At 41.6% G+C, this 13,417-nt stretch carries 11 protein-coding genes; 1 reads left to right on the forward strand and 10 read right to left on the reverse strand.

Annotation, left to right across the window (positions count from 1 at the left end; translation table 11 throughout):
* Positions 1-303: 303 nt before the first annotated feature.
* The 8 genes from I6L31_RS12330 to I6L31_RS12365 form a co-directional block, all read right to left on the reverse strand.
* Positions 304-1,674 carry an AAA family ATPase gene (locus I6L31_RS12330; RefSeq protein WP_005001202.1) on the reverse strand — a complete coding sequence of 457 codons (1,371 nt, stop codon included), beginning with the start codon at positions 1,672-1,674 and terminating at the stop codon, positions 304-306.
* A gap of 28 nt (positions 1,675-1,702) precedes the next feature.
* On the reverse strand, positions 1,703-3,208 hold the full coding sequence (locus tag I6L31_RS12335; protein WP_004991625.1) for a UvrD-helicase domain-containing protein: 1,506 nt from the start codon (positions 3,206-3,208) through the stop codon (positions 1,703-1,705).
* Positions 3,209-3,217: 9 nt separating this feature from the next.
* Positions 3,218-3,991 carry a bifunctional phosphoribosyl-AMP cyclohydrolase/phosphoribosyl-ATP diphosphatase HisIE gene (hisIE, locus tag I6L31_RS12340; protein WP_005001205.1) on the reverse strand — a complete coding sequence of 258 codons (774 nt, stop codon included), beginning with the start codon at positions 3,989-3,991 and terminating at the stop codon, positions 3,218-3,220.
* 143 nt (positions 3,992-4,134) lie between these two features.
* Complete coding sequence (locus I6L31_RS12345) at positions 4,135-5,424, reverse strand: FAD-dependent oxidoreductase (RefSeq protein ID WP_005001207.1); 1,290 nt, start codon at positions 5,422-5,424, stop codon at positions 4,135-4,137.
* A 65-nt stretch (positions 5,425-5,489) separates the two neighbouring features.
* On the reverse strand, positions 5,490-7,109 hold the full coding sequence (locus I6L31_RS12350) for an ABC1 kinase family protein (RefSeq protein WP_005001208.1): 1,620 nt from the start codon (positions 7,107-7,109) through the stop codon (positions 5,490-5,492).
* 13 nt (positions 7,110-7,122) lie between these two features.
* Positions 7,123-7,791 (reverse strand): ubiquinone biosynthesis accessory factor UbiJ, encoded by a 669-nt coding sequence (locus tag I6L31_RS12355; protein WP_005001211.1) that lies wholly within the window; start codon positions 7,789-7,791, stop codon positions 7,123-7,125.
* A 12-nt stretch (positions 7,792-7,803) separates the two neighbouring features.
* Positions 7,804-8,748: a bifunctional demethylmenaquinone methyltransferase/2-methoxy-6-polyprenyl-1,4-benzoquinol methylase UbiE gene (gene ubiE / locus I6L31_RS12360; protein WP_004994218.1), complete on the reverse strand. Its 945-nt coding sequence runs from the start codon at positions 8,746-8,748 to the stop codon at positions 7,804-7,806.
* A gap of 171 nt (positions 8,749-8,919) precedes the next feature.
* Positions 8,920-9,624 (reverse strand): FFLEELY motif protein, encoded by a 705-nt coding sequence (locus I6L31_RS12365; protein ID WP_004994215.1) that lies wholly within the window; start codon positions 9,622-9,624, stop codon positions 8,920-8,922.
* A gap of 203 nt (positions 9,625-9,827) precedes the next feature.
* On the opposite strand from I6L31_RS12365, the gene pap reads away from it, so the two are divergent.
* Positions 9,828-11,246, forward strand: a complete 1,419-nt coding sequence (pap, locus tag I6L31_RS12370; RefSeq protein ID WP_005001213.1) for a polyphosphate:AMP phosphotransferase — start codon at positions 9,828-9,830, stop codon at positions 11,244-11,246.
* A gap of 66 nt (positions 11,247-11,312) precedes the next feature.
* Here the strand turns inward: pap and tcuC are convergent, their stop codons facing one another.
* The gene (gene tcuC, locus I6L31_RS12375) at positions 11,313-12,629 is read right to left on the reverse strand and encodes an MFS transporter (protein ID WP_005001214.1); all 1,317 of its coding nucleotides are present in this window, start codon (positions 12,627-12,629) and stop codon (positions 11,313-11,315) included.
* Positions 12,630-12,816: 187 nt separating this feature from the next.
* Positions 12,817-13,326 (reverse strand): hypothetical protein, encoded by a 510-nt coding sequence (locus tag I6L31_RS12380; protein ID WP_004991603.1) that lies wholly within the window; start codon positions 13,324-13,326, stop codon positions 12,817-12,819.
* Between the last annotated feature and the right edge of the window lie 91 nt (positions 13,327-13,417).

A 13,417-nucleotide genomic window follows, 5' to 3' on the forward strand; every position in this document is an offset into this window, starting at 1 on the left:
AAGCGTGAATCTTATTTTTCAGGATGTAAAGGAAATCAAGGAGAATTCCAAAAGTTTGACACCTGAAAACCATAAATGTAGGTAAAAAGAAAAAACAAGTTGTATTGCGCGACTTGCAAGAAACAAAAAATACGTGTGAAAAAGTATACAGCGCTAACCCTGCATCTGTTTACTGTTTTTACACTAAAATAACAAAATATCAATCACTTAAAGATGTGGTCAGAACACGCGCTCTCAAGTGTATTGATAGTTATTTTCAATAATAACATGAAAAATGATTTGATGCCTAAATTATGAAATCCTTTATTTTTCGGACAATCTTGATTCATTTAAATGCTTGGTATCTGATTGCAAATATTGCAGAATCTCTTGTTTTTGTGCATCAGTTAAATGCGCTAATAATTCAAGCAGCTGATCTACATCGGGTTCATTGGCAAGTGTCGGACTTAGATCATTCAAATCAGGTTCTGAAGAATGATTAAATAAATTTTGGTAAACATGGTCATAGAGATCATGGGTATTTTCGAGCACTAAGGGTGAAATTTGCTTATTGGACAAACGCAGACATTGATAATCAAATGCATGTTCAAGCAATTCTTCACGATTTCCAGTCACGATCAGTTGTAAACGTGGAAAAGCCTGATGTAAACGCGGCAGGATCTCACGACATAAAGTTTGATCGAGTTGGGTATCAATCTGATCAATCAGTACAATTCCTTCACCTTCAAGACAGGGATAAAGACTTAAAGGATTCAGCAAGCATAAGCGACGTACAATATCTCCTACCAATGCAATCCATGTTTTCATGGAGTTGGAAAGTTGTTGATAGCTTAGATTTTGTCCTTGATAGCTGAGCATCAGCTGAAGTTTCGGCTGATATTGTAGATAAATATCGGTAATATCAGGGAAAACAGTATTTAGACTGCTTTTTAATGCCTGCAAATTGGGAGAGTTGAGTTGCGCATGTGTCTGAAAAATTTCCTGTTCTAGATGTTGCAAACTCTGCGCATTAAATTTACCTAAAATATGCTGTAGCAACTGCGCACTTTGAGCATTTTCGATATCACTGATTTCGCGGAACCACTCAAAGAAACGGGCAAAAGTGGTAAATGGAATGGCCGCGACATCATAGGCGGAAGAGGCCTGAAATACCGCAGGAATATTTTTACTGAGTAAATTGATTTCATTGATAAATCGGTCAGATGGATAGTAGGCAATACACGGTAGACCTTGTAAAGGATCCTGTTTAATGGCTTTTTGATATAGAGCCGTTAATTCTTCCAGTTGTTGTGTTTCTGCCTGACTGATACCAATTCCCTGACTATTCAGGGTTTTATAAAGTTTCCATGTACAGATTGAGGCATCACTTTCCTGAGATTGACTGCCTTCTGGAAGTTGTCCGATTTCGGTTGGAATTTTAACACTCAGCTCTATTCTGGATTGGATTCTTGAATTTAAAATATCCTGATCTAGCATGACCACACCCGCCGTACGACTATCTTTTAATCGTGCTGGAAACCAGCTCAAGGCTTGGTAAATGTGTTTTAGTAGCGTGGTTTTACCTGTCGCCTGTTCACCTAAAATGAGGGTGATGGGTTTGTGTGGATAAAGAAATTGAACCTGTAAATTACTAAACAAGCCTGTATGTTTAAGACGAATAGATTCAAGTTTCATATGCCCACCAGAGTTGGAACGCGATGTTTTAGACCGCTACGGATTTGCGTAAACTTTGCGGTGCTTGCAGTTTGAGCTGCTGAACAAGGTCATAAATATGATGAATATTTAAACTTACTTTAGCACGTGTACAGGCTACGTAAAGCAGTCTCAGTTCTTCATCACTGATTTTATGTTCCAATCCATTGATTTTAAATTGATAATCATCTTCCAGATGCACCCGATCCCATTCCAGACCTTTGGCTTTATGCGCAGTGGAAATCACATAATCCGCTTGTTCAATAGGCGTGATTTTTGCCAATGCACGTTTTAAAGGATCCGTACCATGATCATCGACCAGTTTCACCAGTGGTTTAATATCACTACCATCGTTGGTTTCACAATATTCATGCACATCATGCCATGAATTAAACCAAGCTAGTTCTGGCACATCGGTTACGCGTTTGCCTTGTTTTAATAGACTTGCAGCATCGACAAAACGATTGAGTTTATTATGATCGGCTTGCAAACTGACTTTATCGCCATGTACCAGACCTGCCAGTAGTAGTTCCATTGCACGGGCATTAGTACGACAAAGAATGGCATCACGTTGTTTGGTATGGGGTTTGTTGACGACTTTTGAGTTGAGATTTGGATTGCCTAACAAGGGAACTGTTTCATCCAAACCACTTAATAAATAGTTGGCGACATCAGCGATTTGTTCACCAAAACGAAATGAGGTGGTCAAGCGTGATTCGGGCAGTGGTAATTGCTGCATGGCATTAACTGCACCGCGCCAAGCATAAATTTGCTGATGTGCATCACCGACATAAATCACTTGTGTACTACGTTGTCTAAGCAGTATCCCAAGCATCAATGGATCGGCATCTTGTGCTTCATCAAACAATACATAATCCGCTGGAATATTCGGTTCAGAGAGTGCCCACAGTTTCAGGTAAATATCATGCCCAATTCCTGCCTGATGATTTTGATCAATCGATTCTAGCCAACGTCGTTCCACTGCGGGATAGAGATGTTTTTGCAGGCTTTCAATATCATCAGGATGTAGCCAACTGGGCGCTTGAATATGACGCGGCGCGGGGTATTGCGAACTGGTTGAGCAAAAATAACTGACCGCATTGGCGACCAAGCTGGCCAGACGGCTGGGCATCAATACATATTTTTCATAACGTCCACCCATCATACGGCGCAGGGTCACAGGTTCCAAGCGATAATCTTTAGCCATAAAACTTGGACTTAATCGCGGTAGTCGTAATTTATCGGTGACGCCACGTGGAACACTACGAAAGGCTAAAGAGTGAAAAGTACGACAGTCAACGTTACGATGAAATTTCTGCTGTGCTTCACTGGCAATGGCTTTATTAAATGCCAGATACATACCACGCCGCTGAGGCATGGCATCACTAATCAATTGTAATGTGGTGGTCTTACCTGTGCCTGCATACGCGATAACTTTAAAAGATTCGCCCAGACGCGCATTATCGATAGCTGTTGCCTGTTCATACGTCGCTTTGGGTTTCTCAAAATTAGACACAGTCAATAATTATCCTTGCGTACGATTGGCTTTTTCAACCAGACCTGAGAGTCCCTGACGACGTGCCAGTTCCTCTAGTACCAGTTTGGGATCGAGATCAAAATGACCGAGCATGACGATACTATGGAACCATAAATCGGCAGTTTCATAAATCAGATCATTTAAATGTTCCTGTGTCGGCTGAACGGCATAATCTTTCGCGGCAATAATGGTTTCAACGCTTTCTTCGCCGACTTTTTCCAAAATTTTATTCAAGCCCTTTTTATATAGACTTGCAACATAAGAACTATCAGCATCCGCTTGTTTGCGTTGTTGCATCAACTGTCCCAAATGTGCCAAGACATCGATCTGTTCTTGTCGTGTGCCGTGATCATGCGCTTCAGTTTTGGCAGAGGCGCCATAAATAGCTGTCGGATCTTTCAGTTGCGCATCGACAATTTCCCAACCTTGCGGTGTAAGCTTACGATAAAAACAAGACTCGCGCCCTGTATGACAAGCGATTCCACCATGCTGCTCCACTTGCAACACGATCACATCACCATCACAGTCCAGACGAATTTCATACACGGTTTGAAAATGACCTGACTCTTCGCCTTTGTGCCAGAGTTTTTGACGAGAACGTGAGAAATAAACCGCTTGTTGTTTTTCTGCGGTTAGAGCAAGTGATTCACGATTCATCCAAGCCACCATCAAAATACGGCCGGTTAGATGATGCTGTGCGATGGCTGGAATAAGACCTTGTTCGTTAAATTTTACTTCATCGAGCCATTGCACGTTGTTCATAAAGATTCACCAGAATTATGGATTAAATAAGTTCATTTGCGGTTATTCATCGCACCCTATAGTGTACGGCATCTATGCAGCATTTCGGAAAAAAACTCATCTTTTTTGTGATAGCCAGCAATGAGCCTTAACCAGTTCTAAATTTAGTTTTGACTTAAAATAGATGATTGAGACTGCGATTGCGCAATTTCCGCATAATTCATATGCTGTAGCGGAGAGCTTTTTAAGCCCGAAATAGTGAGTGCCATTTGTTTGCGTAAATAAGGAATTTGGTACATCCAATAAAAACTCACATCTCGGAACGGACCTGCCCAAGTTGAATCAGATTGATAGAGGGGCGTGAGTAGCTGACTTAACATTTGATAAAATTGAGTGGAAGCGTAGCGTAACTGATGATAATGCTGCCAGAACATGGTCCAATCGACTTGCTGATCTGGAAATTGTTGCATGGCTTGTCCTAATGCCCAAGCATCTAGTAAAGCCATATTTGCACCTTGCCCTAATTGGGGACTCATCGCATGCGCTGCATCGCCAATAATACCTATGCGACCTTTTCCAAATTTTGTCATCACTACATCGCGATACTGAGCAGATAACCATTGTAAACTGTCTTGTTTCTGCATGACTTGTTCAAGCCAGTCAGCAATAGGTTTCCAGCGAGATGAAATTTGACGAAGTAAAAAATCATGCTTTTGAGGATTATCTAAAAACTGTTGTAATTGCTGAGCTGGCAAACTCCAAAATACGCTCGAAAGGCGTTGAGTCGGAGCTTGTGGAATTGCGCCTGTAGGCAATATGCCCATCATGATTTGTGAACGGTCATAAAATTGATGCAAAATTTGTGGATCTAAGGTTTGGCATTCAGGAACGATACTCCACACCGCACCCCACGGATAAGCCTTATCGACCTTTACCCATGATGATGGGCGAAGTTGACTTCGTGCACCATTGGCAATGATGACTGCATCGAAGTTACTCTCAAAGGGTAGTCCAAGATGCTGACCGAAAATTGTGACGCCCTGCTGATGTTCTTGTAAGCGATGAATATCATGTGCCATTTTCCATGTTACAGATGCTGCATAGTCTTGTAATTTTGAACTCAGTAAATGACACAAGGTTGCGCGATGAATTCCGATACCATAATGTTGTGGATCGACTTCATGATAATGACTATTTACTAACAAACGTTGATTAGCCAGTCGACCTTCCAGACCTGTGACGATTGCTCCGAGTTTTAAGGTGTCTGGTAAAATTCCCAAATGCTCAAAAACTGCCAATCCAGCAGGTTGCAATAACAAGCCTGCGCCCACAGGTTGTAAGCAATCGACTTTTTCAAATAAAGTGACATCAATGTCTTGGCGAGCCAATAAAATCGCGGTGGCCAGACCTGCAGTTCCTGCACCAATAATGGCAATATTCTTGATTTTTTTCATTATTATCGATCTTTTATTTTGAAAATAGATGAGGAAAAATATAGCTTCCCCATCTTTAATACCAGTTATTTAATAATACGCCAAACCGCGAATAGCGCAGTCATCGCAATCAGAACAATGGAAATATACCACGGTGAAATAATGGCGATAGTTAGTAATATCAATATGATACTGCCAAATATCCAACTACGCTGCTGTTGCTGCTGAATCTGCATACGTAGTTGTTGAATTTCCCGAACTTGACGATCATGCCATGCAGATTGATTTTTTAAACCGTTTAAACTGTCAATAAGTAGAGTCGGTAAGTCATGCGCACCCAGTAATAAATCTGGAATTTGCTGACCAATTTCTTTCATGTTTTTGACAGGATTCATATTGGATTTGACCCATTCGGTCAAAATCGGCTTTGCCAGTTTCCAAATATCTAATTGAGGGTAAAGATCTGTTCCCAATCCTTCGACATGCACCAGTGTTTTCAGGAGCAACATCAATTGTGGTGGAATTTCCAAACGAAAGCGTCGGGCAATATCCATGACCTGCAATAAAATCCCAGCGAAATCCAGTTGATCCATCGGCTTTGACACCATTGGCCCAACGGTACGACGCATTTCTCGAGCCAATGCATCCTGATCGGTTCCTGGTGGAATCCATCCTGCCTGATGCACAATCTGAATCAGTTGCATGAAATTATTATTCATGACCGCCAGCAACATCCGTGCAACGGTCATCTGATCCTGTTTGGAGAGTTCGCCCATAATCGCACAGTCCAGTGCAATATAACGCGGTGAAACAGGATTGATAGTTTCGACAAAGACATTGCCGGGATGCATATCGGCATGGAAAAAATTATCACGAAAGACTTGGGTAAAAAAGATAATCAAGCCTTTTTCTGCCAGTTCAGCGCGATCCATGCCTAAACGATCAAAAGTGGCAGTATCTGAAATAGGCACACCGGTAATTCGCTCTGCGACCATGACATCTTTACTGTCCATATAGACTTCTGGCACATACATCATGCTAGAACCCGTAAAATAATGGCGCATACGACGGGTATTATCAGCCTCAATGGTTAAATCTAGTTCATTTAAAATGATCTGGCGATAATCCTGAATAATTTCAGTCAAATGTAAGGCACGAGCGGCTTCTAAACGACTTTCTAACCATTGACCTAACCAGGTAATGATTTCAAAGTCTTGTAAAATTTGTACACGAATATCAGGACGTGTGACTTTAACCACCACTTCACGACCATCATGCAAAGCCGCGGTATGGACTTGGGCAATTGAAGCAGCAGCTAAAGGTTGCTCATCAAAACGTGCAAATAAAGTATTTACATCAGCTTTTAACGATTCCTGAATACGTTGTTTGGCGACTTGTGCATCGAAAGGTTTGACCTGATCTTGCAATAAAACCAGTTGCGATAAGACTTCAGGTGGAATCAGGTCACGGCGTGTGGACAATAACTGTCCTAATTTAATCGCCAAGGGCCCCATATCTTCAAGCGCTTGTTTGAGCTTCAACGGATTTTTTCGTTCACGACTCGACCAAGCAGCTGGGTGTAAGCGAATCAAAGCCAAAGCATGCCGAGCTTTTGGGGGGAATTCTTCCGCAGGGAACAGGGTGTCAAGTCGATAATGTGCTGCAATGCGCCAAAGTTCGAATAACCGTGTAACGTGCGGAATCATAATGGGATATTACCTAATCGTTTGTTCTATTAAATTGAGAGTTAAGCTGTTGCAGTCTGGCTTCAAGGCGATCAATTTCCTGATTAAGCTGCCGTGTGGACTGATTCAGATCATCCATTTGCCAACGGGGTGCAAAAAGACCGCTGTTTTCTTTAATGGCATCTTCTGCAAAAAAGAGATGACTTTGCAGACTCCGTTTAATCTGTTTCGGCACCAGACTGATTTTAGCCAATTCGTGCGCCAAGGTTGGACCAATCCACGGACTTAAATGGGCTGCCAGATCTGGTTCAGCTTGCTGCATAATGCGTTGAATATCCTGTAACAGATGATAGTCACCTGTCAGAGGGATATTCCCAATTTGATCAGCATCGCCGACTAAAAGCTTGAGTAATTCCACCACATTTTTAACATGTAGCGTGGCGGTGGCTTCGCTGATTCTGACTTGTTCATCAAAAGGACGCGTTTCAAATATAGATGGTGCTGAGCTATGACCCGTCACAGTAGGCTCAAGGCGAACTTTATTATCATCAAAAAAAACATCAACCGAAAGCTGCGGACTATCGATCACGACTCGCAGCAATTGCCCCTGTAGTTGATTCAACTGGATGCGGGTAATGGCATCCAGATTAATAAAATGATGAATACCGCGTTCGACTGCACCGAGCGCAAGAATCGACCACATAATCATTGACCTTTAAAGTTTAAAACCACGATGTACCGCAACGATACCACCTGTTAAATTATGATAGTCGCAGCTTTGGAAGCCCGCTTTTTCCATCATGCCTTTAAGTGTACGTTGGTCAGGGTGCATACGAATGGACTCAGCCAGATATTTATAGCTTTCCGAATCGTTTGCTACCAGTTTGCCCATGATCGGCAATGCAGTAAATGAATATAAATCGTATAGTTTTGAAAAAGGTTCAAATACAGGTTTTGAAAATTCAAGGATCAGTAATCGACCGCCTGGTTTTAGGACGCGATACATTGCTTCAAGTGCGGCATCTTTATCCGTGACATTGCGTAACCCAAAACTAATCGTCACCAGATCAAAACTTTCATCTGCAAAAGGTTCTAATGTTTCAGCATTTGCCAGTACAAAATCGACATTAGTACAACCTGCATCGAGTAAGCGGTCACGACCCACATTCAGCATCGATTCATTAATATCAGATAACACCACATGACCCTGTGGGCCAACTTCACGACTAAAGACTTTGGCGAGATCACCTGTACCGCCTGCAATATCTAATACCTGTTGACCGCGACGAACGCCAGACATATTGATGGCAAAACGTTTCCAGAGGCGATGGATACCAAATGACATCAGGTCATTCATGATGTCGTATTTGCTGGCAACCGAATGGAACACTTCTGCCACTTTCTGTGCTTTGTCTTCTGAGCTTACGGTTTGATAGCCGAAGTGGGTAGTTTCACCGACGTTACCTGTCCGTCCTGCACCACGCGGGAGGTTGTATTTCGGGACATGATGGCTTTGCGAATCAGTAAAACCTTGTTGTAATGATTGTTGCTGACCTTGCGGCGTACCTTGCGGAAGTGGTTCATTTAGGAAAGGATTATTGTTGTCTGAACGCGATGCCTGCTCAGTTGAAAAAGTGGGCTTTTGATTTTCGTTAGACATCTTGTCGCTCCTAAATTTAAACACATTATAAAGTGATTATGGCTATCTGCATGATGACAGAGTTTAGTATGGTTTTACAGTCATCATCATACAATCGTAATTAATACTATACCGAAAATGATAAAAATAAGGCATTTCATGCCTCTTTTAGCAGCGCATGCAGATCAGAAATTAGCGAAAAGGATCTGGATGATCCGAATGCACTTTCTCGATAATATCACGTTCAACTGCACTAAAGGTTTTAATAAATTGTTCTGCAGATTTAAGCGGTTTCATGGCAACAAAACCTTCCTGAATAAACTCATACATCAAGTCAAACTGATATTTATGTGCTGCGCCTTTACACATTTTAAAAGCAGCATACATCATCAGTGACCGCATGTATTTATCGAGGGCCTCACCCAAGTCATCCAGAAGTTGTAGCTGGATCAAACGTTGCTCTTTTTGATCCAGTTTGATCAACGTCTGGCGCATCATTTCGTCTGTGATTGGTGCATCTGCTGGATAATCTTTAAGTAATTGAATGGCAATTTGCTCATCCAGTTGCATGGCGAGTACAGCTAAACTGACGGATTTAGTTCCCGTTTTTATGGCATTGTCTGGTAACAGTTTTTCTGCTTTGTGGGCATATTTAAGTAGACGTTCAATTTGTAACGCCAGTGGATCAAAATCTGGGCCACCATATAAACGATTAAGAAAATACTGTGCCATTAACTGATTTTTAGGCTGATCAAAATGTGCTTGATGAGTGTGTTTTATCCGCTCTTTAAGCCAGTGCTGGGCATCATTTAAACGCTTTAATAATACAGGGTCGTGATGATATTCAAAGGCATTATACTGTTGAAGTAAGTTGTCAAAAGGAGCAAGTTTGGACATTCAAATAACTCAAAATAATCAGTTTATCAAAAGCATAAAAGGCTTGAATCAAGAGCGCTATGACGTTTCCATATTAAAATAGTGAATTCGAAGTCAGTCCGATTCAATAGATGATCAATTGACATAAATAGTACATGCATTTGCCTCAAGCTGCCCGAACATTTGGTTATACTCAAAAAAATAAGCAAAAAAATGTATAGATCATGAGTGAACAACAAGCACATTGTGAGTTAATTGATGAACATCGTTTATCTATCGATCTGATCGAAGCTCAATACACTTTAAAAAATAGCTGGGGCCAAAAAAATGCTAAAAGTGTGTTGGTACTGGTCAGCGGAATAGAGCTGGCAGGAAAAGGTGAGTCCGTTAAACAACTCAGAGAATGGGTCGATCCAAGATATTTAAAAGTCAAAGCAGATCCGCCGAATATGTTGTCAAATGATCAGGCATTTTGGCAGCCTTATGTCAATTTTATTCCACGTGAAGGTCAAATTGCGGTGATGTTTGGTAACTGGTATAGCGATTTATTAACCACGGCGATGCATGTCTCTAAACCATTGGATGAAACCCTGTTTGATGCCTACGCAGAAAACATGCGAGCCTTTGAACAAGATCTAAAAAATAATCAGGTTGATGTGATCAAAGTCTGGTTCGATTTGTCGTGGAAATCACTCCAAAAACGTTTAGATCATATCGATGCTTCCGAGCGTCAATGGCATAAATTGCACGGTCTGGATTGGCGTAATAAAAAGCAATATGACAATTTGCAAAAGTTGCGACAACGTTTTACAGAAGATTGGATCATCATTGATGGTGAAGAGCCAGAAGTTCGTGATCAAAGCTTTGCACAGTCGATTTTACAGGCAATGAAGGATTTACCTGAGCATCCCACACAGGGGCAGGAACATTGGCCACAGGCCTTAATTCCACATGAACTGCTGCATCCTGATACAGAGAAGATGGAAAAGGCAAAATATAAGAAAAAACTCAAAAAACTGAGCCGTCGTGTCGCTGAAGCAATGCGTTACGATGAGCGTAAGGTCGTGATCGTTTTTGAAGGGATGGATGCCACAGGAAAGGGGGGCTCGATTAAGCGGATTATTAAACGGCTTGATCCGCGTGAGTACGATATTTTTACCATTAGCGCGCCAGAAAAATACGAGTTGCGTCATCCGTATTTATGGCGTTTTTGGACAAAGCTGGATCATTGTAGTGATATTCGTATTTTTGACCGAAGTTGGTATGGTCGGGTTTTGGTGGAACGTGTAGAAGGTTTTGCCAGTGAGTTAGAATGGCAACGTGCGTATGATGAAATTAATCGTTTTGAGAAAGATTTAATTGATAGTCAAACGGTTATTATTAAATTCTGGTTATCGATCAGTAAAGATGAGCAAGAACAACGTTTTCATGCCAGAGAAAAAACACCACATAAACGCTTTAAAATTACCGAAGATGACTGGCGCAATCGCAGTAAGTGGAATGAATACTTAAATGCTGCCGCAGATATGTTTGAGCGAACCAGTACCGAATTTTCACCGTGGACGATTGTGGCAACTGACGATAAATACACGGCACGTATTCAGGTACTCAAAACGATTTTAAAACAACTTCAGGCTGATTAAAGAAATCAGTTTTTGTATCTGGCCTCTGACTTGAATGAGATTTTCAAGTCAGAGGTTTTCAGTGAATTAATGTGATGAAGTGGATGCTAGTTGTGCCTTAATTTTTGGCGGTTGAGTCGTTTTTGACTGACGTTGACGGAACACAATCAATGTTGCAATCAGGCTCACAATTGCAGCAAACATCAGCCAAAAAGCAGGCATACTTTTGCTGCCACTTTGTTCCACCAGATACGTCGCAATCATCGGCGTCAAGCCACCAAACACAGACGTTGCCAAGCTATAAGCCACCGAAAACCCTGCAATACGTACCGAGCTTGGCATCATTTCAGTAAGTGACACCACCAGCGCACCATTATAGAAACTATACAGTAGCGACAACCACAACAATGCCATCAGCATATGGCTTAGACTAATATTTTGCGTTAACCAACTGAGGAGTGGATAAGCCGTGATAAAAATCAGGGTGGTGGTCGTAATCAACAGCGGTTTACGTCCAAATTTATCAGATAAATAACCGCCAATTGGCAATAAAATAAAATTGCTCGCACCGACCATCACCGTTGCAATCAAACTTTCTGCGGTCGTCAGATGCAAAACTTCTTTACCGTAAGTCGGGGTGTAAACCGTAATAAAATAGAACATGGTTGTGGTGGTGGCGACCATCGACATTCCAATCAATACGATTTTCCAGTTGGCTGCCAATGTAGACAGAATTTGGCGAGTGGTTGGATGTTCCTTGCGTGATGCAAAAGCTTCGGTTTCCTGTAACGATTTTCGTAACCAGAAAATAAAAGGAATGATGGCACAACCTACAAAAAATGGAATGCGCCATGCCCAAGCATCCACTTGCGCTTTGGTAAAGGCGAGGCTCACGATATAGCCCAATGTTGCTGCAAAAATAACCGCAACTTGCTGGCTGGCAGATTGCCAACTGGTCATAAAACCACGGTTATGTGGTTCTGCAATTTCAGAGAGATAGACCGAAACACCGCCAAGCTCCACACCTGCTGAAAAGCCCTGTGCCAAACGACCAATAAAAATCAATGCTGTAGCGGCAAACCCGAGTGTGGCATAGCCGGGTGTTAACGCGATCAAAAGCGAACCCACCGCCATAATACTTAACGTGACCATCAAACCTTTACGACGACCAATCCGATCGACATAAGGGCCTAAAACTAAAGCACCAATCGGGCGCATCAGAAAACTCACTGCGAAGATCAAGAAAGTCTTCATCAACGCGGCATAGCTACTGTCAGAATGGAAAAAAGTCTCACCAATGGCTTTAGCATATAAACCAAACAAAAAGAAATCGTATTGTTCGAGAAAATTACCGCTGGTTACATTAAAAATGGCGCGTAGGCGCGAAGAAGATCCATGTTGCACAACGACTCTCCCTAGTTTTTGTCATCGTTGGACTAGGGTAAAAGTCAAATATTTAATAAAACTTAAAAGTAAGTGCTGTTTGTTATGAATTTGAAATAAATCGTATTTGATTAAAGATAAAATCTACAAATAAGGACTGATCCTAAGCCATGTTGCTCAGGATCAGTTTAGAGGGATTCACTTGAATTTAGGCCACAATGCTTCCATTTACATTCTTTTGTTGAATGCGTTTCGCCAGTTGGTAACAATCTTGCACATGCGCTTCAGCCACTTTTTTCATCACGATATAGCCCAAACTGGCCGCGACAATGGACCCACCTAGCGGAATAAATTTGGTGACTTGTTTGGTAATGACTTTACCCACAATGCCATTTAAAGATTTTTTTACCGCAGTTCGTGCCACGACCAAGCCTGAAAATTCAAAGCCACGTTTGCGCAGTTCATTCCAGTGAATTTTTTTAGTTTCTGGATCATAGACACTAATATGATCAGGCGATAAACCAAAACGGGCGCTAATATCTGGAATCAATTGTGACAAGATTCCAATATCGATGACCACATCAAAAAATGGAATTGGAACCACAGCGGCGCCTGCGGAAAAGTAAGCGCGTTTTTTGACCATGTCTAAACATTCTTCGCGCACTTGTTCAAGGTCAAGTTTTGGATCAATTGAATCAGGAATATTTTCTATTTTCATTGGGCTTATACTCAAGTCGGTTCCTTTTGTATCATTCAAGCATGTATTTTAAATGATGTTCACATTTTTATTTCATGCCATCAACGTGACA

Source organism: Acinetobacter septicus (assembly GCF_019355975.1).
Lineage (GTDB): Bacteria > Pseudomonadota > Gammaproteobacteria > Pseudomonadales > Moraxellaceae > Acinetobacter > Acinetobacter ursingii.

Excerpts from the sequence above, each read along its gene's own strand:
- I6L31_RS12330 (WP_005001202.1), bottom strand. The coding sequence starts at position 1,674 with ATGAAACTTGAATCTATTCGTCTTAAACATACAGGCTTGTTTAGTAAT.
- hisIE (WP_005001205.1), bottom strand. The coding sequence starts at position 3,991 with ATGAACAACGTGCAATGGCTCGATGAAGTAAAATTTAACGAACAAGGT.
- I6L31_RS12345 (WP_005001207.1), bottom strand. The coding sequence starts at position 5,424 with ATGAAAAAAATCAAGAATATTGCCATTATTGGTGCAGGAACTGCAGGT.
- I6L31_RS12350 (WP_005001208.1), bottom strand. The coding sequence starts at position 7,109 with ATGATTCCGCACGTTACACGGTTATTCGAACTTTGGCGCATTGCAGCA.
- I6L31_RS12355 (WP_005001211.1), bottom strand. The coding sequence starts at position 7,791 with ATGTGGTCGATTCTTGCGCTCGGTGCAGTCGAACGCGGTATTCATCAT.
- ubiE (WP_004994218.1), bottom strand. The coding sequence starts at position 8,748 with ATGTCTAACGAAAATCAAAAGCCCACTTTTTCAACTGAGCAGGCATCG.
- I6L31_RS12365 (WP_004994215.1), bottom strand. The coding sequence starts at position 9,624 with ATGTCCAAACTTGCTCCTTTTGACAACTTACTTCAACAGTATAATGCC.
- pap (WP_005001213.1), top strand. The coding sequence starts at position 9,828 with ATGAGTGAACAACAAGCACATTGTGAGTTAATTGATGAACATCGTTTA.
- I6L31_RS12380 (WP_004991603.1), bottom strand. The coding sequence starts at position 13,326 with ATGAAAATAGAAAATATTCCTGATTCAATTGATCCAAAACTTGACCTT.